The sequence below is a fragment of the Mycobacterium sp. IDUB_28 genome (assembly GCF_055419285.1).
In genome coordinates, this window is sequence record NZ_JBVAXK010000002.1 from 81,425 (window position 1) to 102,847 (window position 21,423).

General features: G+C 69.3%; 17 protein-coding genes and 1 pseudogene. 13 read left to right on the forward strand and 5 right to left on the reverse strand.

Going from position 1 to position 21,423, the window contains the following annotated elements; all coding sequences use genetic code 11:
• The 3 genes from ACZYZ9_RS04440 to ACZYZ9_RS04450 form a co-directional block, all read right to left on the reverse strand.
• Positions 1 to 288, reverse strand: a 288-nt coding sequence (locus ACZYZ9_RS04440; protein ID WP_463825009.1) for a hypothetical protein, incomplete at its 3' end; no start/stop codon positions are given.
• A gap of 54 nt (positions 289 to 342) precedes the next feature.
• Positions 343 to 1,548, reverse strand: a complete 1,206-nt coding sequence (locus tag ACZYZ9_RS04445) for a serine hydrolase domain-containing protein (protein ID WP_463825010.1) — start codon at positions 1,546 to 1,548, stop codon at positions 343 to 345.
• A gap of 339 nt (positions 1,549 to 1,887) precedes the next feature.
• Complete coding sequence (locus ACZYZ9_RS04450; protein WP_463825011.1) at positions 1,888 to 2,118, reverse strand: hypothetical protein; 231 nt, start codon at positions 2,116 to 2,118, stop codon at positions 1,888 to 1,890.
• Positions 2,119 to 2,143: 25 nt separating this feature from the next.
• On the opposite strand from ACZYZ9_RS04450, the gene ACZYZ9_RS04455 reads away from it, so the two are divergent.
• The 4 genes from ACZYZ9_RS04455 (at position 2,144) to ACZYZ9_RS04470 (ending at position 6,689) form a co-directional block, all read left to right on the forward strand.
• Positions 2,144 to 2,767, forward strand: coding sequence for an LppX_LprAFG lipoprotein (locus ACZYZ9_RS04455; protein WP_463825440.1), 624 nt, complete (start codon positions 2,144 to 2,146; stop codon positions 2,765 to 2,767).
• 223 nt (positions 2,768 to 2,990) lie between these two features.
• Positions 2,991 to 4,514, forward strand: coding sequence for a fatty acid desaturase (locus tag ACZYZ9_RS04460; protein ID WP_463825012.1), 1,524 nt, complete (start codon positions 2,991 to 2,993; stop codon positions 4,512 to 4,514).
• 23 nt (positions 4,515 to 4,537) lie between these two features.
• The gene (locus ACZYZ9_RS04465) at positions 4,538 to 5,695 is read left to right on the forward strand and encodes a type III polyketide synthase (protein ID WP_463825441.1); all 1,158 of its coding nucleotides are present in this window, start codon (positions 4,538 to 4,540) and stop codon (positions 5,693 to 5,695) included.
• A gap of 1 nt (position 5,696) precedes the next feature.
• The gene (locus tag ACZYZ9_RS04470) at positions 5,697 to 6,689 is read left to right on the forward strand and encodes a sulfotransferase domain-containing protein (protein WP_463825013.1); all 993 of its coding nucleotides are present in this window, start codon (positions 5,697 to 5,699) and stop codon (positions 6,687 to 6,689) included.
• On the opposite strand, the gene ACZYZ9_RS04475 is transcribed toward ACZYZ9_RS04470, so the two are convergent.
• Positions 6,681 to 9,194: a PE family protein gene (locus ACZYZ9_RS04475; protein WP_463825014.1), complete on the reverse strand. Its 2,514-nt coding sequence runs from the start codon at positions 9,192 to 9,194 to the stop codon at positions 6,681 to 6,683. The two genes, ACZYZ9_RS04470 and ACZYZ9_RS04475, sit on opposite strands and share 9 nt — an antisense overlap.
• Before the next feature lie 284 nt (positions 9,195 to 9,478).
• On the opposite strand from ACZYZ9_RS04475, the gene ACZYZ9_RS04480 reads away from it, so the two are divergent.
• From ACZYZ9_RS04480 to pyrF, 9 genes and pseudogenes are all read left to right on the forward strand, one after another.
• The gene (locus ACZYZ9_RS04480; RefSeq protein ID WP_463825015.1) at positions 9,479 to 11,251 is read left to right on the forward strand and encodes a PPE family protein; all 1,773 of its coding nucleotides are present in this window, start codon (positions 9,479 to 9,481) and stop codon (positions 11,249 to 11,251) included.
• A gap of 110 nt (positions 11,252 to 11,361) precedes the next feature.
• Positions 11,362 to 11,787 carry a cellulose-binding domain-containing protein gene (locus ACZYZ9_RS04485; RefSeq protein ID WP_463825016.1) on the forward strand — a complete coding sequence of 142 codons (426 nt, stop codon included), beginning with the start codon at positions 11,362 to 11,364 and terminating at the stop codon, positions 11,785 to 11,787.
• Positions 11,788 to 12,059: 272 nt separating this feature from the next.
• A complete protein-coding gene (pyrR, locus tag ACZYZ9_RS04490) occupies positions 12,060 to 12,614 on the forward strand; it encodes a bifunctional pyr operon transcriptional regulator/uracil phosphoribosyltransferase PyrR (RefSeq protein WP_463825017.1) in 555 nt (184 codons plus the stop codon).
• Positions 12,611 to 13,555, forward strand: a complete 945-nt coding sequence (locus tag ACZYZ9_RS04495; RefSeq protein WP_463825018.1) for an aspartate carbamoyltransferase catalytic subunit — start codon at positions 12,611 to 12,613, stop codon at positions 13,553 to 13,555. Before pyrR ends, ACZYZ9_RS04495 begins: the two co-directional genes overlap by 4 nt.
• On the forward strand, positions 13,552 to 14,844 hold the full coding sequence (locus tag ACZYZ9_RS04500; protein WP_463825019.1) for a dihydroorotase: 1,293 nt from the start codon (positions 13,552 to 13,554) through the stop codon (positions 14,842 to 14,844). The genes ACZYZ9_RS04495 and ACZYZ9_RS04500 overlap by 4 nt, the downstream gene beginning before the upstream one ends.
• Positions 14,841 to 15,329: pseudogene (locus ACZYZ9_RS04505) on the forward strand (PH-like domain-containing protein); the annotation flags it as partial. The gene ACZYZ9_RS04500 and the pseudogene ACZYZ9_RS04505, both read left to right, overlap by 4 nt.
• Before the next feature lie 89 nt (positions 15,330 to 15,418).
• On the forward strand, positions 15,419 to 16,537 hold the full coding sequence (carA, locus tag ACZYZ9_RS04510) for a glutamine-hydrolyzing carbamoyl-phosphate synthase small subunit (RefSeq protein WP_463825020.1): 1,119 nt from the start codon (positions 15,419 to 15,421) through the stop codon (positions 16,535 to 16,537).
• Entirely contained in the window at positions 16,537 to 19,905 is a 3,369-nt protein-coding gene (gene carB, locus ACZYZ9_RS04515; RefSeq protein WP_463825021.1) for a carbamoyl-phosphate synthase large subunit, read from the forward strand. Before carA ends, carB begins: the two co-directional genes overlap by 1 nt.
• Positions 19,898 to 20,716, forward strand: a complete 819-nt coding sequence (gene pyrF, locus ACZYZ9_RS04520) for an orotidine-5'-phosphate decarboxylase (RefSeq protein WP_463825022.1) — start codon at positions 19,898 to 19,900, stop codon at positions 20,714 to 20,716. Before carB ends, pyrF begins: the two co-directional genes overlap by 8 nt.
• On the opposite strand, the gene ACZYZ9_RS04525 is transcribed toward pyrF, so the two are convergent.
• On the reverse strand, positions 20,702 to 21,421 hold the full coding sequence (locus ACZYZ9_RS04525; RefSeq protein WP_463825023.1) for a PP2C family protein-serine/threonine phosphatase: 720 nt from the start codon (positions 21,419 to 21,421) through the stop codon (positions 20,702 to 20,704). The two genes, pyrF and ACZYZ9_RS04525, sit on opposite strands and share 15 nt — an antisense overlap.
• Positions 21,422 to 21,423 lie beyond the last annotated feature (2 nt).

Consider the following 21,423-nt stretch of genomic DNA (forward strand, 5'->3'; position numbering starts at 1 on the left):
GAGCGTCACGCCAGCGTGGGGGCGGTAGCCGGTGGGGTGGCGATGCTTGTGCTTGCGCACGTCGAGTGTCACGCCAGTGTGGCTGTGGCTGTCGAGCGTCACGCCAGCGTGGGGGCGGTAGCCGGTGGGGTGGCGATGCTTGTGCTTGCGCACGTCGAGTGTCACGCCAGCGTGGCTGTGGCTGTCGAGCGTCACGCCAGCGTGGGGGCGGTAGCCGGTGGGGTGGCGATGCTTGTGCTTGCGCATGTCGAGTGTCACGCCAGTGTGGCTGTGGCTGTCGAGCGTCACGCCAGCGTGACGCCCCCAGCGCCGGGGGCGCAAACACCGGCTTGCGAGTCGGGCCTACAACCCGAGCGCGCGATAGGTGTGCCGGACGAACCTCGGTTGCGCGGTCCGCAGCCGGGCCAGCGTCGGATTGCCCGCGACTGCCGCGGCCGCGTTCACCGTCAGGTCGGGGCAGTACTGAATTAGGTACATCAGGATCAGGTCTGCGCTCGGGTCGGCCTGCCACCACGTCCCGTAGGCGCCCGGCCAGCTGAACGTCCCCACGCCGCCCGGCCCGAACAGCGGGGTGGCCTTGGCCGGGTCGGTCACCACCGACAGGTTCAGGCCGAATCCGCGTCCCACCCAGTACGGCGACCCGAGGAAGTTGTGCCGCTTCTGCTCCTCGGTCAGCCGGTCGGTGCGCATCAGCGCCACCGACTCCGGGGTCAGGACCCGAACGCCGTCGACCGACCCGTCGCCCAGCAACATGCGCACGAATCGCAGATAGTCGTCGGCCGTCGACCACAACCCACCGCCGGCGTTGCAGAACGTCGGGGGCTTGACGTGCGGCGGACCCATCACGTCGTGCCGCAACCGGCCGTGCTCGTCGTGCCGGTACATGGTGGCGGCCCGGGATCGCGCCTCGGGCGTGACGAAGAACCCCGTGTCCGGCATGCCCACCGGTCCGAGCACCCGCTCGTCGAAAACCTCGTAAAGCGGCTTGTCCTCGATGCGGGACAGGATCACGCCGAGCAGGTCGATGGCGTGGCTGTAGGTCACCTTTTCGCCCGGTTGATGCACCAGCGGCAATTCGGCGAGTTCGCTCAGCCAGACGTCGGAGCCCTGGTTGAACGGCAGCCGCAGATACGCCTGCGCGATCGGACCGGTCACTGAAAAGCCGTATGCCAGGCCGCTGGTGTGGGTGAGCAGGTCCTCGATCAGGATGGGCCGTCGCGCGGGATGGGTGCGGTCCAACGGGCCACGCGGATCGTCGAGCACCTGCAGGTCGGCCAGCTCCGGCGCCCACCGGGTGATCGGATCGCGCAACGTCAGCTTGCCTTCGTCGACCAGGCTCATGACCGCTGCCACCGTCACCGGTTTGGTCATGGAGGCGATGCGGAACAACGTGTCGCGCTGCATGGGTAGGCCGGCCTCGACATCCCGGTACCCGATTTCGTTGACCTGCAACACTTCTCCGTGCTGCCAGACCACCGTGAGGGCTCCGGCCAGCAGACCCGCCTCGCACACCTCGCGGATGGTCGCCTGATTGCCGTCGAGATTCACTCGGGTAGGTTAGCGGCCCGGGCGCGCGCGCGGGAAATTGGCGTTTCCGCAAAGATCGACTGAGGCCGCCGCACCGGTCAGACCCCACCGTTAGTTACTGCCGGGAAACGGTTTGCACCGCGCGGGCCGCATGTTACTGTCGCGCTCTCCGGCAAAGTGATCTGGTGAACGCGCTGTGAGGGCGGCGACTCGGGAGAATGGTGTCGTTGCTGGTGAACCAGGGTGCGGGTGTGCAGTCACCGAGGTCCGCGACGAAGGGTGGGGGCGCGACGCCCAGGCTCCGTCCACACCGTACGACGAGGGTAGCGACCCGCTGCTCAATACCACCGGTTGGTTAACTCAGCAAAGGCTGGCCATGAATGGCTTGATCTCACAAGCGCAAATCTCCCATCGACCCGTCTCCCGTAAACCCTCGACCCGGGTGTAGGTCGCGATCCTGTTCGCCGCAGCACTTGTCGCGACCGTCATCACCGGCTGCGGCGGAAACAAGTCCTCCGAGCCGTCCAAGTCCTCGGGATCCTCGACCACGTCGGCGACGAGCGGAGCCGCTGGAACGTCCGGTTCGTCCACGTCCCCCTCACCCGACGCGCAACAGCTGCTGACGGACAGCTCCAAAGCCACCACCGGGCTGCGCAACGTGCACATCAATCTGTCGACCGCCGACATCAACACCTTGCCGATGGAATCGGTCAATGCTGATGTGACCAATGAGCCCGAGAATCTGGGTGGACGGGCCGTCGGCGACGCCACCATCAGGTTGCAACCCAAGACTCCCGCGGTACCCAAGACGTTCATCGTCACCAACAAGACCATGTTCATCAAGGACGACGCCGGCAAGTACAACTCGGTCGGCGAGGCGGTCAAGTTCTACGACCCAGGCGTGGTGCTGGACAAGGAAAAGGGTATCGGCGCGGTCATCGCGAAGGTCCAGAACCCGCAGGTTGCCGGGAACGACAACATCGACGGGGTCGCCGTGATCAAGGTGACCGGGACCATCGACCCGGCGGTCGTGGACCCGCTGGTGCCGCAGATCGGCAAGGACGCCAAGGGCCCATTGCCGATCACGCTCTACATCGCCGACGTCAAAGCGCCGGGGGCGCCCGGCACGCCGCCGAGCGCATATCTGGTGCGCATGGTGCTCGACAAGGACAAGGGTCACGTCACCATCAACTTGTCCAAATGGGGTGCGCCGGTGACCATTCCGAACCCGGAAGGTTAGCCGGGCAGTCTCCGATCGGGACCGACCCGGGCAAGGCGGCATCGCTCGAGCGACCGACGCGCCCGGGTCGCATCCCGTTTGACGTGCACTTTCTAACACCGAACAGACATCCTTTGAGAATCCTCCAAGGCTCCTCCAAGGCCGGCCCTCCACCATTTGGGCCAGCTCGCCGGAAAGCCCGGCGCGCAGCCGATTTCATTCGACCAGACCCGGAGGACCACGAATGACCAACGACCTCCCCGAGGTTCGGGAGCGCGGCCTCGCGCCGGGTCCTGAGCCCGGGCGGAACGGGGAAGCTCAAGAGCGGGGCCCCGGCCCGCGTCCCGGGCCTCCGCCGGGCGGCCCGCCGGTGCTTCCCGACGTGTGGGTGTACAACGGGCGGGCCTACGATTTGAGCGATTGGATCGACAAGCATCCCGGTGGCGCCTTCTTCATCGGGCGAACCAAGAACCGGGACATCACCGCGGTCATCGAGTCATACCACCGCGACCCGAAAGTGGTCGAGCGCATCCTTGATCGCCGCTATTCGCTGGACCGCGCCGCAACTCCGCGCGACATCCATCCCAAGCACAACGCGCCGCCGTTTCTGTTCAAAGACGACTTCGACAGCCGCCGGGACACACCGAAATACCGGTTCGGCAATCAGGAAGACCTGATGCACCGGGTCAAGACGCGGCTCACCGAGCCGGCGCTGGCCGCGCGAATCAAGCGCATGGACCGCGTTTTCAACATCGTGGTGGTGCTCCTGGCCATCTCCTATTTCGGGGTGCAGGCGGTGCGTTTGATCGAGCCGCGGTGGATGCCGTTGTGGGCGTTCGTGTTTGCGATGGTGCTGCTGCGCAGCTCGCTGGTCGCCTACGGCCACTACGCCCTGCACCGTGCCCAGCGGGGCCTGAATAGGGTGTTCGCCAACACATTCGACCTGAATTACATCGCGTTGGCGCTGGTCGTGGCCGACGGTCACACCCTGCTGCACCATCCGTACACGCAGAGCGACGTCGACATCAAGAAGAACGTCTTCACGATGATGATGCGACTGCCGCGGCTGTATCGCATTCCGGTGCACACCCTGCACAAATTCGGTCACCTTCTCACCGGTATGGCCGTGCGGATCGCCGACGTGTGGAACATGACCCGCAAGGTCGGTGTCGAAGAGGGCTACGGGAGTTGGCGCAATGCGCTGCCGCATTTCCTCGGGTCGTCCGGAGTGCGATTGCTGCTGGTGGCCGAGATGGTGGTTTTTCTGGCAGCCGGCGACTTCTGGGCCTGGGCTTTGCAATTCGCCGTCACGCTGTGGATCAGCACCTTTCTGGTGGTGGCCAGCCACGAGTTCGAGGACGAGGACAGCGCCGCCGTGCCCGCAGGACAGGACTGGGCCGTCGATCAGGTCCAGCACGCCAACGACTTGTCGGTGCTCGGCAACCGCTACGTCGACTGCTTCCTGTCGGCGGGCTTGAGCTCGCACCGCGTCCATCACGTATTGCCGTTCCAGCGCAGCGGATTCGCCAACATCGTCACCGAGGACGTGCTGCGCGAGGAGGCAACGAAGTTCGGTGTCGAATGGTTGCCGCCGAAGAGCTTCTTCGGCGACCGGCTGCCCAAGCTGTGCCGCAGCTATCTGTTGTCGCCGTCGCGGCCGGCGCGGGAACGCAAGTGGGGCGTGGTGCGCGAACATCTTTCGCCGACGGCGTTCAAGGACAGCGCCAGGTACGTGGTGGCCGGCTTCGTCGGGATCGGGTCGGTGTGAGTACCCCTACGGAGGGCGGCGTGATGTTCCCCGCCGCAGCAGAAGTCGAAGTCCGGCTGGCTCAGTTGCCGCCGGCGCCACCGACCACGGTGGCGGTCATCGAGGGCATCGCGACCGGTTCGCCGCCGCGGGTCGTGCACCAGGCCGATGCCGCCGAGCGAGTCGCGGAGCTCTTCGACGATCCCGAACAGCGGCAACGGATCCCGCGGCTGTACCGCAAGACGCGGGTCGGGGCCCGCCGGATGGCGGTGGACCCGCTGGATCCCGCGTTCGACGCATTCCGCAAGGAACCCGGCACCGTCCGGGACCGGATGAACCTGTTCTTCCAGCACGCGGTTCCGCTGGCGGTCGACGTCAGCAGACGTGCTCTGGCCGGTCTGCCGTACCGGACCGACGAGATCGGGCAGGTGGTGTTCGTCACCAGCACCGGATTCATCGCACCGGGTGTCGATGTCGCGATCGTCAAGGAACTGGGATTGCCGAAATCGGTGTCGCGCGTCGTGGTGAACTTCATGGGCTGTGCGGCGGCGATGAACGCCATACGCACCGCCGCCACCTACGTTCGGGCCCATCCGAGCATGAAGTCGTTGGTGGTGTGCATCGAATTGTGTTCGGTGAACGCCGTTTTCGCCGACGATGTCAACGACGTGGTGGTCCACAGCCTGTTCGGTGACGGGTGCGGGGCGTTGCTGATCGGCGCCAGCCAGGTGCACAAGCAGCTGCCGCAGGGCAACGTGGTGATCCGCAGCGCGTTCACCCAGCTGCTCGACGACGCCGAAGACGGCATAGTGCTGGGCGTCAACCACAACGGCATCACCTGCGAACTGTCGGAGAACCTACCCGACTACATCTTCCGCAGTGTCGCACCGGTGGTAGCAGAAGTATTGCGGGACAATGGATTACAGAAATCCGACATTGATCTGTGGGCGATCCATCCCGGTGGGCCCAAGATCATCGAGCAGTCCGTGCGATCGTTGGGTATCGGCCCGGAGCGGGCGTCGCACAGCTGGGAGGTGCTGGCCCGGTTCGGCAACATGCTCAGCGTCTCGCTCATCTTCGTGCTGGAACTCATGGTGCGACAGGCGGATTCGGCCAAGCCGATCTCGACGGGCGTGGCGTTCTCGTTCGCGCCGGGGGTCACCGTAGAAGGCATGTTGTTCGACATCATCCGGGGTGAATGAAATGAGCAATCGGCTGCGCGAGCGGGTGCTGTACCGCGAGTTGATGACCGACAATCTGCGCTGGGATGCGTTGCAGTTGCGCGAGGGTGACATCGTCATCTCCACCCCGCCGAAGTGCGGGATGACCTGGACGCAGCGGTTGGTGTCGTTGCTCGTCTTCGACGGGCCTGAGCTGCCCGGACCACTGTCGACGGTGTCGCCGTGGCTCGACCAGACGATCCGGCCCATCGGCGAGGTCGTCGCCGTCCTCGACGCGCAGCGGCACCGGCGGTTCATCAAGACCCACACGCCGCTGGACGGCCTGGTGCTCGACGACCGGGTCACCTACCTGTGCGTGGGGCGCGACCCGCGTGACGCCGCGGTGTCGATGCTGCATCAGACGACCAACATGGATCGCGCGCGGGTGCGGGCGCTGCACGAGATCGCGGTGCCTCCGCAAGAGCGCCTGGGTCCGCCGGGACCCGAACCCGGTCCGCTGGGCCGCGGACCGATCGACGAGTTCCGGCACTGGCTGGAAGGGCCCGCGCTGCCGCCACCCGGGGTGGGTTTCACCCCGCCGAAGGGAATCGGCACTCTGGCCAACGTGATGCACCAGTTCGGCAAGGTATGGGAGCGCCGCCACCTGCCCAACGTGGCGCTGTTCCACTACGCCGACTATCAGGCCGATCTGGTGGGGGAGATGCTGCGCCTTGCTGCTGTACTCGGCTACGACCTGAGCCGCGAGCGTGCGCAGGAGCTGAGCCGGCATGCCTCACTCGGTGAAATGCGTTCTCGGGCAGCTGAAGTCGCGCCGAACACCACCGACGGCATCTGGCGCAGCGATGAGCAGTTCTTCCGTCGCGGCGGCAACGGTGAGTGGCAGGAGTACTTCACCCGCGACGAGTACCGCCGCTACAACCACCGGATCAACCAGCTTGCGCCCCCGGACCTGCTTGCCTGGGCGCACGAGGGCCGCCGCGGGTACGACCCGGAAGTAGTCGCGGCGTCAGGTTAGTCCGCTCAACCCGTCCGCTCCGAATACGAACCCGCCGCCCCCGCCGGTGCCTGGATTACCTACCGGGCCGCCGACGCCGCGGTTACCGCCGTTGCCGCCGTTGCCGATCAACACCGCGTTCCCTCCGGAGCCACCCGCGCCGCCGAGACCCCCACTGACGTTGTCGCCACCGGCCCCGCCGGCACCGGCGACACCCAGAATGGCGACGTCGCCGCCGCGGCCACCGTTTCCGGCCGACGCACCACCGATCGTGATGCCACCGGTTCCTCCGTCACCGCCGAAACCGATGATGACGGCGCCGTTGCCGCCGCTGCCGCCGTCGCCTCCCGGGCCGGTCAGCCCGACTCCGCCGGTGCCACCGGGGCCACCACTCAGGCACAGCACCAGCGCATCGCCCCCGTCACCGCCGGCGCCCCCGGTGAGTCCGAAGCCACCGGTCCCGCCGGTTCCGCCGATGCCGAACAGGAGGCCGGGATTGCCGCCGGTCCCACCCTGACCGCCGGTGCCGGTCGCGCTGACGCCGCCGGCGCCGCCGGCGCCACCGGGACCGCCCACCAGCGCGCCCACCCCGCCGGCTCCGCCGGTGCCGCCGAGCAGGCTGCCGCTGCCACCCGACCCGCCGTTGCCCCCGACCGCGGTGACCACGCCGCCGAGAGGTCCGGCCGATCCGCCGGCCCCGCCCGTCCCGCCCAGTATTCCGCCGGTTCCCCCAACGCCACCGTTGCCGCCGGATCCGAACAAGCCACCGCCACCGCCGCCGCCGCCTACGCCACCCCGGAAGGAGTCGGCCAGCGTGGACCCACCGGCGCCGCCGAATCCACCGCGGCCGAACAGCAGTCCGCCGCTGCCGCCGGCCCCGCCGATCCCGCCGTCGCCGGTCGCGCAGTATGCACCGGTGCCGCCGGTGCCGCCGGCGCCGATCAATCCGCCCGCACCGCCGCCGCCTCCGCCGGTGCCGCCTGCTCCGGCTGACCCGCCGGCGCCACCGGCGCCGAGCAGGATTCCGCCCGCTGCACCGTCGAGGCCGGAGCCGGTCGGCGCGTTGGCCCCGTTACCGATCAGTGGACGGCCCAGCAGCGCTTCGGTGGGGGCGTTGACAACGTTGAACGCGCCCTGCAGCGGCCCCGCGATGCCGGCGGATCCGGCGGTGCCGACGGTGACCGGCGAGAACCCGCCGTTGCCGCCGTTGCCGGCGACACCGATCAGCCGGGCATCACCGCCCGCGCCGCCGATACCCCCCGTCCCGGCCGAGCTGTCACCGCCGGCCCCGCCGGCGCCGCCATTGCCGATCAGCAAGCCGCCCCGCCCTCCGGCCCCGGCGGCTCCGCCGTTCCCCCGTTCACTGAACCCGCCGGCAGCCCCAGCGCCGCCATTGGACACCCAGCCGCCGTCACCGCCCGCGCCGCCGGTCCCGCCCAGACCCGAAATGCTCTGTCCGCCAACACCGCCGGGTCCTCCGTCGGAAAGGAACATGCTCGCCGCACCGCCTGCGCCGCCGCTCCCGCCCGCCCCGGATCCGCTCGCCGCCCCGCCACCGCCGCCGGATCCGCCCGCGCCGACCAGGAACCCCGCAGTTCCGCCCGGTCCGCCGGCGCCGCCGTTGTCGAAGACGCCCACCCCGCCGGCGCCGCCGCTCCCACCCGGTCCGGCCGGCAGGCCCGCAGCGCCACCCGCCCCGCCCGCACCTCCGGTGCGGCCGACCCCGCCGTCGCCGCCGTTGCCGCCGCCCTCGGCGACCATCTGGCCCATGAACCCGGCGGCGCCGCCCCCGCCGCCGGTGCCGCCGACACCGGTCGGGTTTGCCCCACCGACTCCGCCGGGCCCGCCGCCGCCGAGCCACACCCCGGATCCGCCGGCGCCACCGGCGCCGCCCAGTCCGGTCGCGCTGCTGGACATTCCGCCGCTGCCGCCGGCGCCGCCGTTGCCGAGCAGCAGGCCGCCGGCCCCGCCCGTACCGCCGTTGCCGCCGACGCCGGCCGTCATGCTGCCACCGGCGCCGCCGGGACCTCCGTTGCCGAACAGGCCGGCTGCGCCACCGTTGCCGCCGTGTTGTCCGGGGTCGCCCGATCCGCCGGCGCCGCCGCTGCCGATCAGCCAGCCGGCCGCGCCACCGTTCTGACCCGATCCCGGCGCGGCGTTGGCGCCGTTGCCCACCAACGGGCGCCCGGTCAGTGTCTGCACCGGGTCGTTCACCGAGGCCAGCAACGTCTGCAACGGACCGGCGTTGCTCGCCTCTGCGCTCGAGTAGGCACCCGCCCCGGTGCTCAGCAGCTGTACGAACCGGGTGTGAAATGTCATGGCCTGGCCCGCGACCGCCTGGAACTGCTGTCCATGTCCGGAAAAGAGCGCCGCGATCGACGCCGACACTTCGTCATTCGCGGCCGCCGCGATGTGTGTGGTGGAATTCGCGGCCACCGCCTGGGCCGTTCGAATCAGGTCGGCGACGCGGGCCGCATCACCGGCAGTGGCTTGCAGGATTTCTGGTACGACACCGACAAACGACATGGTGTTTGGCTTCCTTCGACGTGGACGGGAACCACGCGTGGTCCGCCGGAATAGCCCTGCGGGCTGAGCCGTGGGTGCCCGGGCAACATCGCCCTAAACGTGCAGTCGCCGTCCGGCGCATCGTGCCCGTTTGGGCCGCAGAACGAACGATTGCCTGGTTCTGGCCCGCCGTCAGTGCTGTGCGCGGATGATCTGACCGGGGGATATCGGGTTGGTCCCGGCGGCGACGCGGCTCGCACCGGCGGGAGCAGCACAGTGCTGTGGCATCGGGGAGGGGCCGAGGGATGAACTTTGTCATGCTGCCGCCGGAGGTCAATTCGGCGCTGATGTTCGCAGGGGCGGGGACGGGGCCGATGTCGGCTGCCGCGACATCCTGGGAGCTGCTCGCGACGGAGATGAACGCGTCGGCGGCGGGGTTCTCCTCGGTGATCTCCGACCTGACCGGGCAGGCGTGGCAGGGCAGTTCGTCGGTTGCCATGGCCGAGACCGCCGCCCGGTATGCGTCCTTCTTGAATGTGGCTGCGGCGCAAGCGGAATTGGCAGCGCGCCAGGCGCAGACCGTGGTGAGCGCGTTCGAGGCAGCGCAGGCCGCCACGGTGCGTCCGTTGGTGGTCGCAGCCAACCGGAACAACCTGGTGGCGTTGGTCGTCTCAAACCTGTTCGGCCAGAACGCGCCCGCGATCGCCGCCGTCGAGTCGGTCTACGAGGAGATGTGGGCGCGCGATGTGAGCGCGATGGCCGGCTATCACGGCGAGGTTTCGGCAGCGGCAGCGCAATTGCCGTCGTGGCAAACCGCTGCGCTCGACCTGGTCAATGCACCCACTCAGGTGCTGCTGGGACGACCGCTGGTCGGCAACGGGGCCGCCGGCACGGCGAGCAATCCCGCCGGAGGCGCCGGGGGGCTGCTCTTCGGCGACGGCGGCGACGGCTACTCCAACTCCGCGCCGACGGGCAGCGGCGGCAGCGGCGGGTCCGCCGGCCTGGTCGGCACCGGGGGCAACGGCGGCAACGGTGGTACCGCGGGATTCGGCGGCGCCGGCGGAACAGGCGGGCTGCTGTTCGGTGCCGGAGGCCAGGGTGGCGGTGGTGGGGCCGGCGGCGCCGGCGGCAACGCCGGTCTGCTCGGGTTCGGCGGTGCCGGGGGCGCGGCTACCGGCGCGGGCCAACCCGGGGGCAATGGCGGAAGCGGTGGAGCTCTGGCCGGCAACGGCGGTGGCGGGGGCTTCAGCGCGTCCGGCAACGGCGGTGCCGGAGGCAGCGGCGGCGCCATCGCGGGCAGCGGGGGCGACGGCGGGTCGAGTGGGTCGGGCAACGGCGGCGACGGTGGAGCGGCGGCGGTCATGTTCGGCAACGGCGGCAGTGGCGGCAGTTCGTTGTTCGGCGGCGACGGTGGCGACGGGGGCGCCGGGGCGTCCCTGGCCGGCAGCGGCGGCAACGGCGGCAACGGGGGACAGGCCGCCCCCGGTGGCAACGCCGGTGACGGCGGCAACGGCGGCGACGCGGGTGACTTCGGCAGCGGCGGTGCCGGCGGTGCGGGTGGCAACAACCTGGTCGGCACGGTTGGCGCGATCGGCGGCAACGGCGGTAGCGGCGGCGCGTCCGTCATCGGCAACGCCGGTCCCGGCGGCAACGGCGGCACCGCGCAGACAGCCAACGGGTTCGCCCAGGGTGGCAACGGTGGCAACGGCGGTAGCTCGGCAGGATCGGGCACCGGTGGCTTCGGCGGACTCGGCGGAGATGCGAGCTCACTCACCGGCGACGCGACCGGCGGCCGGGGCGGCGCCGGTGGCAGCGGTGGGTTGACCGGCAACGGCGGACCGGGCGGCAACGGCGGTGACGCCGAGGCCGGGCTGGTCGCGCGCGGCGGCGCCGGCGGCCCCGGTGACAACGGCGGCATCGTCGCCCCGGGCGGCAACGGCGGCAACGGCGGCAACGGTATTGGCGGCGATGACGGTTTCGGCGGCAACGGCGGGGCCGGAGGTAACGGCTTCGGCGACGCCGATGGCCGCGGCGGCTTCGGCGGTTTCGGCAGCACCGCCGACGGCGCACCGGGTTGACTTTCGTTGCTGCGCTGACATTTCACATCGGTTGCGGTTGGGCAAAGTTACGGCAGCGTCCCTGCGGCGAGGGGGCCGGTACCGCCTGTCCGGCTATAGTGTTGGCTCCTATGAGCGGACGGCACAGATGCGAGAAGCCCTGGCGCACAGCGCTTCACGCAACCATGTCGGCATTCGCGGTGGCACTGTTCGGGATCGGCGCCGCCCCCGTGGCCGACGCGGCTGCCGCCACCGCGACGTTGACGGTGGAACACACCTGGCAGACCGGTTTCATCGCCCGCTTCATCGTCACCAACATGAGCGTGGCGCCGCTGACCGACTGGAAGCTGGAATTCGACCTGCCGGCGGGCGAATCCGTTTCGCATACCTGGAACAGCACGGTCACCCAGGTGGGCACGCACTACGTGATCACCCCGGCGAACTGGAATCGCACGATTGCCCCCGGTGGTACCGCCAACGGCGGCATGCGCGGCGTGTTGTCCGGTACCTATTCGCCGCCCGCGAACTGCCGGATCAACGGGCAATACTGTTCCTAGCGACGGCATCCAGCCAGTGGCGCAACAGCTCTGTGATTCGTGCAAAAGTCGCGCATAGGCAGGCAATTCGCGCAGAGGTGGGCAAACCACCGAGGGTGTCTGAATCCGGTACAGCTGAGCCGGATGGGACTGAAGTGACCAACATCCTTTTCGGCCTCCGCTGAGCCGCTGCCGGCGCCGAATCACCCACCCCAGCCCGTGTTAGGCTGCCCGGCAGTCGACATCCTTTAACGATCCGTCCGGAGAGGCGGAGAAGGAGGTCAAGCTCTCGTATGGGTGCTGTCCGGGAACCGCGAGAATTGATGTCAGCGGCCGACGTCGGTCGGACCATCTCTCGTATGGCTCATCAGATCATCGAGAAGACCGCACTGGACAACCCCGACTCGACCCGTGTTGTCCTGCTGGGAATCCCCACCCGCGGCGTCACACTGGCGGGCCGGCTCGCCGCCAACATCGCCGAATTCAGCGGCGTCGACGTCGGCCACGGCTCGCTGGACATCACCCTCTACCGCGATGACCTGATGATCAAACCGCCGCGACCACTGGCCGCGACGTCGATCCCCGCCGGTGGCGTCGACGACGCACTGGTCATCCTGGTCGACGACGTGCTGTATTCCGGTCGCTCGACCCGCTCCGCCCTGGACGCGCTGCGCGACGTCGGACGTCCCCGGGCAGTGCAACTGGCCGTCCTCGTCGACCGCGGCCACCGCGAGTTGCCGGTGCGCGCGGACTATGTCGGCAAGAACGTGCCCACCTCGCGCAGCGAGAGCGTGCACGTGCGGCTGCGCGAGGACGACGGGCACGACGGCGTGGTGATCACCCGATGACCAGGCGACACCTGCTCAGCGCCGGGGACCTGACCCGCGACGAGGCCACTGCGATACTCGACGACGCCGACCGCTTCGCCCAAGCCCTGGTGGGCCGTGACATCAAGAAACTCCCGACGCTGCGTGGACGCACCGTCGTCACGATGTTCTACGAGAACTCCACCCGCACCCGCGTCTCGTTCGAGGTGGCCGGCAAGTGGATGAGCGCCGACGTGATCAACGTCAGCGCGACCGGGTCCTCGGTCGGCAAGGGCGAGTCGTTGCGCGACACCGCGCTGACCCTGCGCGCGGCCGGCGCCGACGCGCTGATCGTGCGGCATCCCGCCTCGGGTGCGGCGCATCTGCTCGCCGAGTGGACCGGTCGCCAAGATGGGCCGTCGGTGATCAACGCCGGTGACGGCACCCACGAGCATCCCACCCAGGCTCTGCTGGATGCGCTGACCGTGCGGCAACGACTCGGCGGCATCGAGGGTCGCCGGGTGGTGATCGTGGGTGACATCCTGCACAGCCGGGTGGCCCGCTCCAACGTGATGCTGCTGCACACCCTGGGTGCGGAGGTGGTGCTGGTCGCGCCGCCGACCCTGTTGCCGCGCGGGGTGGAGAGCTGGCCGGTCACCGTGTCCAACGACTTCGACGCCGAACTGCCTGCTGCCGACGCGGTGCTGATGTTGCGGGTGCAGGCCGAGCGGATGAACGGCGGCTTCTTCCCGTCGGTGCGCGAATATTCGGCGCTGTACGGACTGTCCGCGCGGCGCCAGGCGCTGCTGCCAGGACACGCCGTGGTGCTGCACCCGGGCCCGATGCTGCGCGGTATGGAGATCTCCTCTGCGGTCGCGGATTCGTCGCAATCGGCTGTGCTGCAACAGGTTTCCAACGGTGTGCATGTGCGCATGGCGGTGTTGTTCCACGTTCTGGTGGGTGCCGAGGAGGCGGCGGCATGAGTGTGCTGATTCGGGGCGTCCGACGCTACGGTGCGGGCGATCCCGTCGACGTGCTGGTGGCGGACGGCCAGATCGCTGAAATCGGTGCCGGACTCGAGATTCCCGACACCGCCGACGTCATCGACGCCTCCGGTCAGGTGTTGCTGCCCGGCTTCGTGGATCTGCACACGCATCTGCGCGAGCCCGGCCGGGAGTACGCCGAAGACATCGAAACCGGTTCGGCGGCAGCCGCTCTCGGCGGTTACACCGCGGTGTTCGCGATGGCCAACACCGATCCGGTGGCCGACAGCCCGGTGGTCACCGACCACGTGTGGCACCGGGGTCAGCAGGTCGGCCTGGTCGATGTCCACCCGGTCGGTGCGGTCACCATCGGGCTGGCCGGCAAAGAGCTCACCGAGATGGGGATGATGCACGCCGGTGTCGCCGGGGTGCGGATGTTCTCCGACGACGGCATCTGCGTGCACGACCCGCTGGTGATGCGCCGCGCGCTGGAATACGCCACCGGGCTGGGGGTGTTGATCGCCCAGCACGCTGAAGAGCCGCGGCTGACCGTCGGGGCGATCGCCCATGAAGGGCCCACTGCCGCCCGGCTCGGACTCACCGGATGGCCGAGGGCCGCCGAGGAATCCATCGTCGCCCGCGACGCCCTGCTGGCCCGCGACGCCGGAGCCCGGGTGCACATCTGCCACGCCTCCACCGCCGGCACCGTGGAGCTGGTGAAATGGGCTAAGGAGCAAGGTATTTCGATCACCGCCGAGGTCACCCCGCATCACTTGCTGCTGGACGACAGCAGGCTGGCCAGCTACGACGGGCGCAATCGGGTCAACCCGCCCCTGCGCGAGGCCGCCGACGCTATCGCGCTGCGTCAGGCCCTGGCCGACGGGGTAATCGACTGTGTGGCCACCGATCACGCCCCGCATGCCGAGCACGAGAAGTGCGTCGAGTTCTCCGCGGCGCGTCCGGGCATGCTCGGCCTGCAGACCGCGTTGTCGGTGGTGGTGCAGACGATGGTGCGTCCGGGCCTGCTGACCTGGCGTGACGTCGCCCGGGTGATGAGCGAGAATCCGGCGCGCATCGTGGGGCTGCCCGATCAGGGCCGGCCGTTGGAAGTGGGGGAGCCGGCCAACGTGACCGTGGTCGATCCGGACGCCACCTGGACGGTCACCGGCGGCGAGTTGGCCAGCCGTTCGGCCAACACGCCATACGAGTCGATGACACTGCCTGCGACGGTCACTGCGACGCTGTTGCGCGGCAGGGTCACCGCCCGAGACGGGAAGAGTCCGGTATGAATTCAGGCACCATGGTGGGATCGCTGATCTTTGCGGCGGTCCTGGTGGTGTTGCTGGCGGTGGTCATCCAGTTGATGATGCGGGGCTGGCGACGCCGGGCCGAACGGCAGGTGGAGCTGGTCGGCGAGCTGCCCGAACTGCCCGACGAGGTGGGGGCCGCCCTGATCACCACGCCCGGCCTCTACGTCGGTTGCACACTGTCCCCGGCCTGGAACGACCGGATCGCCGTCGGCGATCTCGGGTACCGCAGCAAGGCGGTGCTGACCCGCTACACCGGCGGAATTCTAGTGGAACGCATTCGTGCGCAACCGATCTGGATTCCGCGGGAGTCGGTGGTGGACATCCGTTGTGAGCGCGGCATCGTCGGCAAGGTGGGTGTGCGCAATGGGATCCTGGCTATCCGGTGGCGGTTGCCGTCGGGCACCGAGATCGACACGGGGTTCCGGGCGAACAACCGGGACGACTATGCGAAGTGGTTGGAAGAAGAGGAGCCCGGGCAAGTGAGTTGCGTCGATGACGATGCAGGGGGGCAACCGCCCGCCGGCGGGGAACGAACCGACGAGGAGTGGCGCACATGAGTCGAGCGCTGCTGGTGCTGGAGGACGGGAAGGTTTTCGCCGGCACCCCGTTCGGCGCGGTCGGGCAGACACTCGGTGAGGCGGTGTTCAGCACCGGCATGTCCGGCTATCAGGAGACCCTGACCGACCCCAGCTACCACCGTCAGATCGTGGTGGCCACCGCCCCGCAGATCGGCAATACCGGCTGGAACGCCGAGGACGGCGAGAGCCGCGGCGATAAGATCTGGGTCGCCGGCTACGCGGTGCGCGACCCGTCGCCGCGCGCGTCGAACTGGCGCGCCACCGGCACGCTGGAGGACGAGTTGGTGCGCCAGCGCATCGTCGGGATCGCCGGGATCGACACCCGCGCGGTGGTCCGCCATCTGCGCAGCCGCGGCTCGATGAAGGCGGGCGTGTTCTCCGGGCCGGCTCTGGCCGATCCCGAACAGCTGATCGAGCGGGTGCGCGCGCAGGAAGCGATGCTGGGCGCCGACCTGGCCGGCGAAGTCAGCACGCCTGAGACGTACACGATCGAACCCGAAGGGCAGCAACGCTTTACCGTGGCCGCGCTGGATCTGGGTATCAAGACCAACACCCCGCGTAACTTCGCCAAGCGCGGGGTACGTAGCCACGTGCTGCCCGCCGGGGCGAGTTTCGAGCAGATCGCCGAGCTCAGACCCGACGGAGTTTTCCTGTCCAACGGGCCCGGCGACCCGGCCACCGCCGACCACACTGTCGCCCTCACCCGCGAGGTGCTGGGCGCCGGAATCCCGTTGTTCGGCATCTGTTTCGGCAATCAGATCCTGGGCAGGGCGCTGGGGCTGTCGACCTACAAGATGGTGTTCGGCCATCGCGGGATCAACATCCCGGTGATCGACCACGCCACCGGACGGGTGGCGGTAACGGCGCAGAACCACGGCTTCGCATTGGAAGGGGAGGCGGGCCAGCGGTTCGACACGCCGTTCGGCCCAGCGGTGGTGAGCCACACCTGTGCCAACGACGGCGTTGTCGAGGGCGTCAGACTCGTTGACGGAAAGGCTTTTTCGGTGCAATACCATCCGGAGTCCGCGGCCGGCCCGCACGATGCGGAATACCTGTTCGACCAGTTCATCGACCTGATGGACGGGAACCGCTAGTGCCGCGACGCCAAGACCTCAACCACGTGCTGGTGATCGGCTCCGGGCCGATCGTAATCGGCCAGGCCTGCGAATTCGACTACTCCGGCACCCAGGCCTGCCGGGTGCTGCGCGTCGAGGGACTGCAGGTCAGCCTGGTCAACTCCAACCCGGCCACCATCATGACCGACCCGGAGTTCGCCGACTTCACCTACGTCGAACCGATCACCGCCTCGTTCGTGGAGAAGGTGATCGCCCAGCAGGCCGAGCGCGGCAACCGGATCGACGCGCTGCTGGCCACCCTGGGCGGCCAGACCGCGCTCAACACCGCGGTGGCGCTCTACGAGCGCGGCGTGCTGGAACGGTACGGCGTGGAGCTCATCGGCGCCGACTTCGAAGCCATCCAGCGCGGTGAGGACCGGCAGCGGTTCAAGGACATCGTCACCAAGGTCGGCGGCGAATCCGCCCGCAGCCGAGTGTGTTTCACCATGGACGAGGTGCGGGACACGGTTGCCGAACTGGGCCTGCCGGTGGTGGTGCGGCCCAGCTTCACCATGGGCGGTCTCGGCTCCGGCATGGCCCGGTCGGTCGAGGAGGTCGACCGGATCGCCGGCGCCGGGCTGGCCGCCAGCCCCAGCGCCAACGTGCTGATCGAGGAATCCATCTACGGCTGGAAGGAATTCGAACTCGAGCTGATGCGCGACGGCCACGACAACGTGGTGGTGGTGTGCTCGATCGAGAACGTCGACCCGATGGGTGTGCACACCGGCGACTCGGTCACGGTGGCGCCGGCGATGACGCTGACCGACCGGGAATACCAGCGGATGCGCGACCTGGGCATCGCGATCCTGCGCGAGGTCGGCGTGGACACCGGCGGCTGCAACATCCAGTTCGCGATCAACCCCGACGACGGACGGCTGATCGTCATCGAGATGAACCCGCGGGTGTCGCGTTCGAGTGCGCTGGCGTCCAAGGCGACCGGCTTCCCGATCGCTAAGATCGCCGCGAAGCTGGCCATCGGCTACACCCTCGACGAGATCGTCAACGACATCACCAAGGAAACCCCGGCCTGCTTCGAACCCACCCTGGACTATGTGGTGGTCAAAGCGCCGCGTTTCGCCTTCGAGAAGTTCCCCGGCGCCGACCCGACCCTGACCACCACCATGAAGTCCGTCGGCGAGGCAATGTCGTTGGGCCGCAACTTCGTCGAGGCGCTGGGCAAGGTGATGCGCTCGCTGGAGACCACCCGCGCCGGGTTCTGGACCAAGCCCGATCCGCCCGATTCGACGCTGGACGAGGTGCTGACCCGATTGCACACGCCCACCGAAGGCCGGCTCTACGACATCGAACTCGCGCTGCGACTGGGCGGTTCGGTGGAGCAGGTGGCCAAGGCCAGCGGTGTCGACCCGTGGTTCGTGGCCCAGATCGACGAGTTGGTGGCCCTGCGCGCCGAACTCGTGGACGCACCCGTGCTCGACGCCGAACTGCTGCGTCACGCCAAGCACTGCGGGCTGTCGGACCGCCAGATCGCCGCGCTGCGACCGGAACTGGCCGGCGAAGACGGGGTGCGCTCGCTGCGCGAACGGCTGAACATCCACCCGGTGTACAAAACGGTGGACACCTGCGCGGCCGAGTTCGAGGCCAAGACGCCGTATCACTACAGCAGCTACGAACTCGACCCGGCCGCCGAGACCGAGGTCGCCCCGCAGACGGTGCGTCCCAAGGTGCTGATCCTGGGTTCCGGCCCCAACCGCATCGGGCAGGGCATCGAGTTCGACTACAGCTGCGTGCACGCGGCAACCACGTTGAGCCAGGCCGGTTTTGAGACGGTCATGGTGAACTGCAACCCGGAGACGGTGTCCACCGACTACGACACCGCCGACCGGTTGTACTTCGAGCCGCTGACGTTCGAGGACGTGCTGGAGGTGTTCCGCGCCGAGGAGCAGTCCGGGGCCGGCGGCCGGGGTGCCGGCGGTGTCGCCGGGGTCATCGTGCAACTGGGCGGCCAGACCCCGCTGGGGTTGGCCCAACGCCTGGCCGATGCCGGGGTGCCGATCGTCGGGACCCCGCCGGAGGCGATCGACCTGGCCGAGGACCGGGGCGCGTTCGGCGACGTGCTCAACGCCGCGGGCCTGCCCGCCCCCAAGTGGGGCACCGCGACCACGTTCGACCAGGCGCGTCGTATCGCCGCCGACATCGGCTATCCGGTGCTGGTCCGGCCGTCCTACGTGCTCGGCGGTCGCGGCATGGAGATCGTCTACGACGAGGCGACCCTGCGCGGCTACATCACCCGCGCCACCGAACTGTCCCCCGAGCACCCGGTGCTCGTCGACCGCTTCCTCGAGGACGCGGTCGAGATCGACGTCGACGCGCTGTGTGACGGCGCCGAGGTCTACATCGGCGGGATCATGGAACACATCGAGGAGGCCGGCATCCACTCCGGTGACTCCGCGTGTGCCCTGCCGCCGGTGACGTTGGGTCGCAGCGATATCGAGAAGGTCCGGAAGGCGACCGAGGCCATTGCCCGCGGGATCGGTGTGGTGGGTCTGCTCAACGTGCAGTACGCGCTCAAGGACGACGTGCTCTACGTATTGGAGGCCAACCCGCGGGCAAGCCGCACCGTCCCGTTCGTGTCCAAGGCAACTGCGATCCCGCTGGCCAAAGCCTGCGCGCGAGTCATGTTGGGCGCCAGTATTTCTCAGCTCCGCAGCGAGGGCATGCTGGCCGAGACCGGGGACGGCGCCAGCGTGGCGCCGGATGCCCCGATCGCGGTCAAGGAAGCCGTGTTGCCGTTCCACCGGTTCCGCCGCGCCGACGGTGCCGCGATCGATTCGCTGCTCGGTCCGGAGATGAAGTCCACCGGCGAGGTGATGGGCATCGACCGCGATTTCGGCACCGCCTTCGCCAAGAGCCAGACAGCCGCCTACGGTTCACTGCCCGCGCGGGGCACGGTGTTCGTGTCGGTCGCCAACCGGGACAAGCGGTCGCTGGTGTTCCCGGTCAAGCGGCTGGCCGACTTGGGTTTTCACGTGCTGGCCACCGAGGGTACAGCGGAGATGTTGCGCCGCAACGGAATTCCGTGCGACGAGGTCCGCAAGCACTTCGAGGCGCCGCAGGACGGGCGGCCGGTGGTGTCGGCTATCGACGCGATCCGGGCCGGCGAGGTCGACATGGTGATCAACACGCCCTTCGGCAACTCCGGCCCGCGCATCGACGGTTACGAGATCCGCTCGGCCGCGGTGGCGGTCAACATCCCGTGCATCACCACGGTTCAGGGCGCCTCGGCCGCCGTGCAGGGCATCGAGGCCGGCATCCGCGGTGACATCGGCGTGTTGTCGCTGCAGGAGCTGCACCGCAACCTGGGTTCGCGTAACGGCCACGATGGCTAGTTTCGGGGCCCGGCTGGCCGCGGCCAGGGCACAGCGCGGGCCGTTGTGCCTGGGCATCGACCCGCACCCCGAACTGCTGCGGGCGTGGGATCTGCCGGCCACCCCGGCCGGGCTGGCCGAGTTCTGCGACGTCTGTGTGCAGGCCTACGCGGGGTTCGCGGTGGTGAAACCTCAGGTGGCGTTCTTCGAGGCGTACGGCGCGGCCGGCTTCGCGGTGCTCGAGCAGACCATCGCCGCGCTGCGCGCCGACGGCGTGCTGGTGCTGGCCGACGCCAAGCGGGGCGACATCGGGACCACGATGGCCGCCTACGCCGCGGCCTGGGCGGGGGATTCGCCGCTGGCCGCCGACGCGGTGACGGCGTCGCCCTATCTGGGATTCGGCTCGCTGCGCCCGCTGCTGGACGTCGCGGCGGCCCATGACCGGGGGGTGTTCGTGCTGGCGGCCACCTCCAACCCCGAGGGAGCCACGGTGCAGCGCGCCGACGTCGGTGGCCGCACCGTGGCGCAGTTGATCGTGGACCACGTCGCGGCCGCGAACGCTGCGGCGCAACCCGGCTCCGTCGGCGTGGTCGTCGGCGCCACCGTCCTCGACCCGCCCGATCTGAGCGCTGTCGGGGGACCGGTCCTGGTGCCCGGGGTGGGAGCCCAGGGCGGCCGTCCCGAGGCGCTGGCGGGGCTCGGCGGGGCCGGGGCGGGCCTGCTGTTGCCGGCGGTCTCGCGTGAGGTGCTGCGCGCCGGCCCGGGTGTCGCGCAGGTGCGCGCGGCCGCCGAGCGCCTGCGCGACACCGTCGCGTATCTAGCCGGCGTCTGACTGGCCCACCCGGACGACGATCGCGCTGGCGTTGTCGTGCCCGCCGGCGGCGTCGGCCGCGTCCAGGATTCCGGTCACCGCCCGCTGTGGGTCGCTGTCCTGCAGGAAGGCCTCCAGGAATGCGTACGGGACCTGTTCGGCGACGCCGTCGCTACACAGCAGGAAGGCGTCGCCGGGACGAGGATTGACGTTCAGGACGTCCGGCTCCGGTAGGTCCGGGTGCCCGATATAGCGGGTCAGCTGATAGCGGGCGGCCCCGGCTTCGTGTGAATCGAAGGCATACCAGCCGTTGACCGCGCCCAGCCACGCCATCGTGTGGTCCACGGTCAGCTGCTCCAGCAGCTCGCCGCGTAACCGGTAGGCCCGCGAATCGCCGACCTGGGCGATCCACAGCCCGTCCCGGCCGGCGGCCATGGCGGTGAGCGTGCACCCGGTCAGCGCGCCGAGTTGGCGGCCGATCGCGCGGACGCGCTCCTGCGCTTCGGCGACCGCTTCCCGAATGCTCGTCGGCGTGATCTGCGCCCCGGTCAGGGCTGCCACGACGGTGTCTACCGCGGTCTGCCCGGCTAGCGCGCTGCCGCGTCCGTCACCCATGCCGTCGGCGACGACCGCCAGCAGCGGATCGGTGCCGAGGTGCACGACGTCGTAGTTCGCCTGATAGCGGCGTCCGATGTGGCTGCCGGCCGCGGTCCGCCAGTCCAGCATGG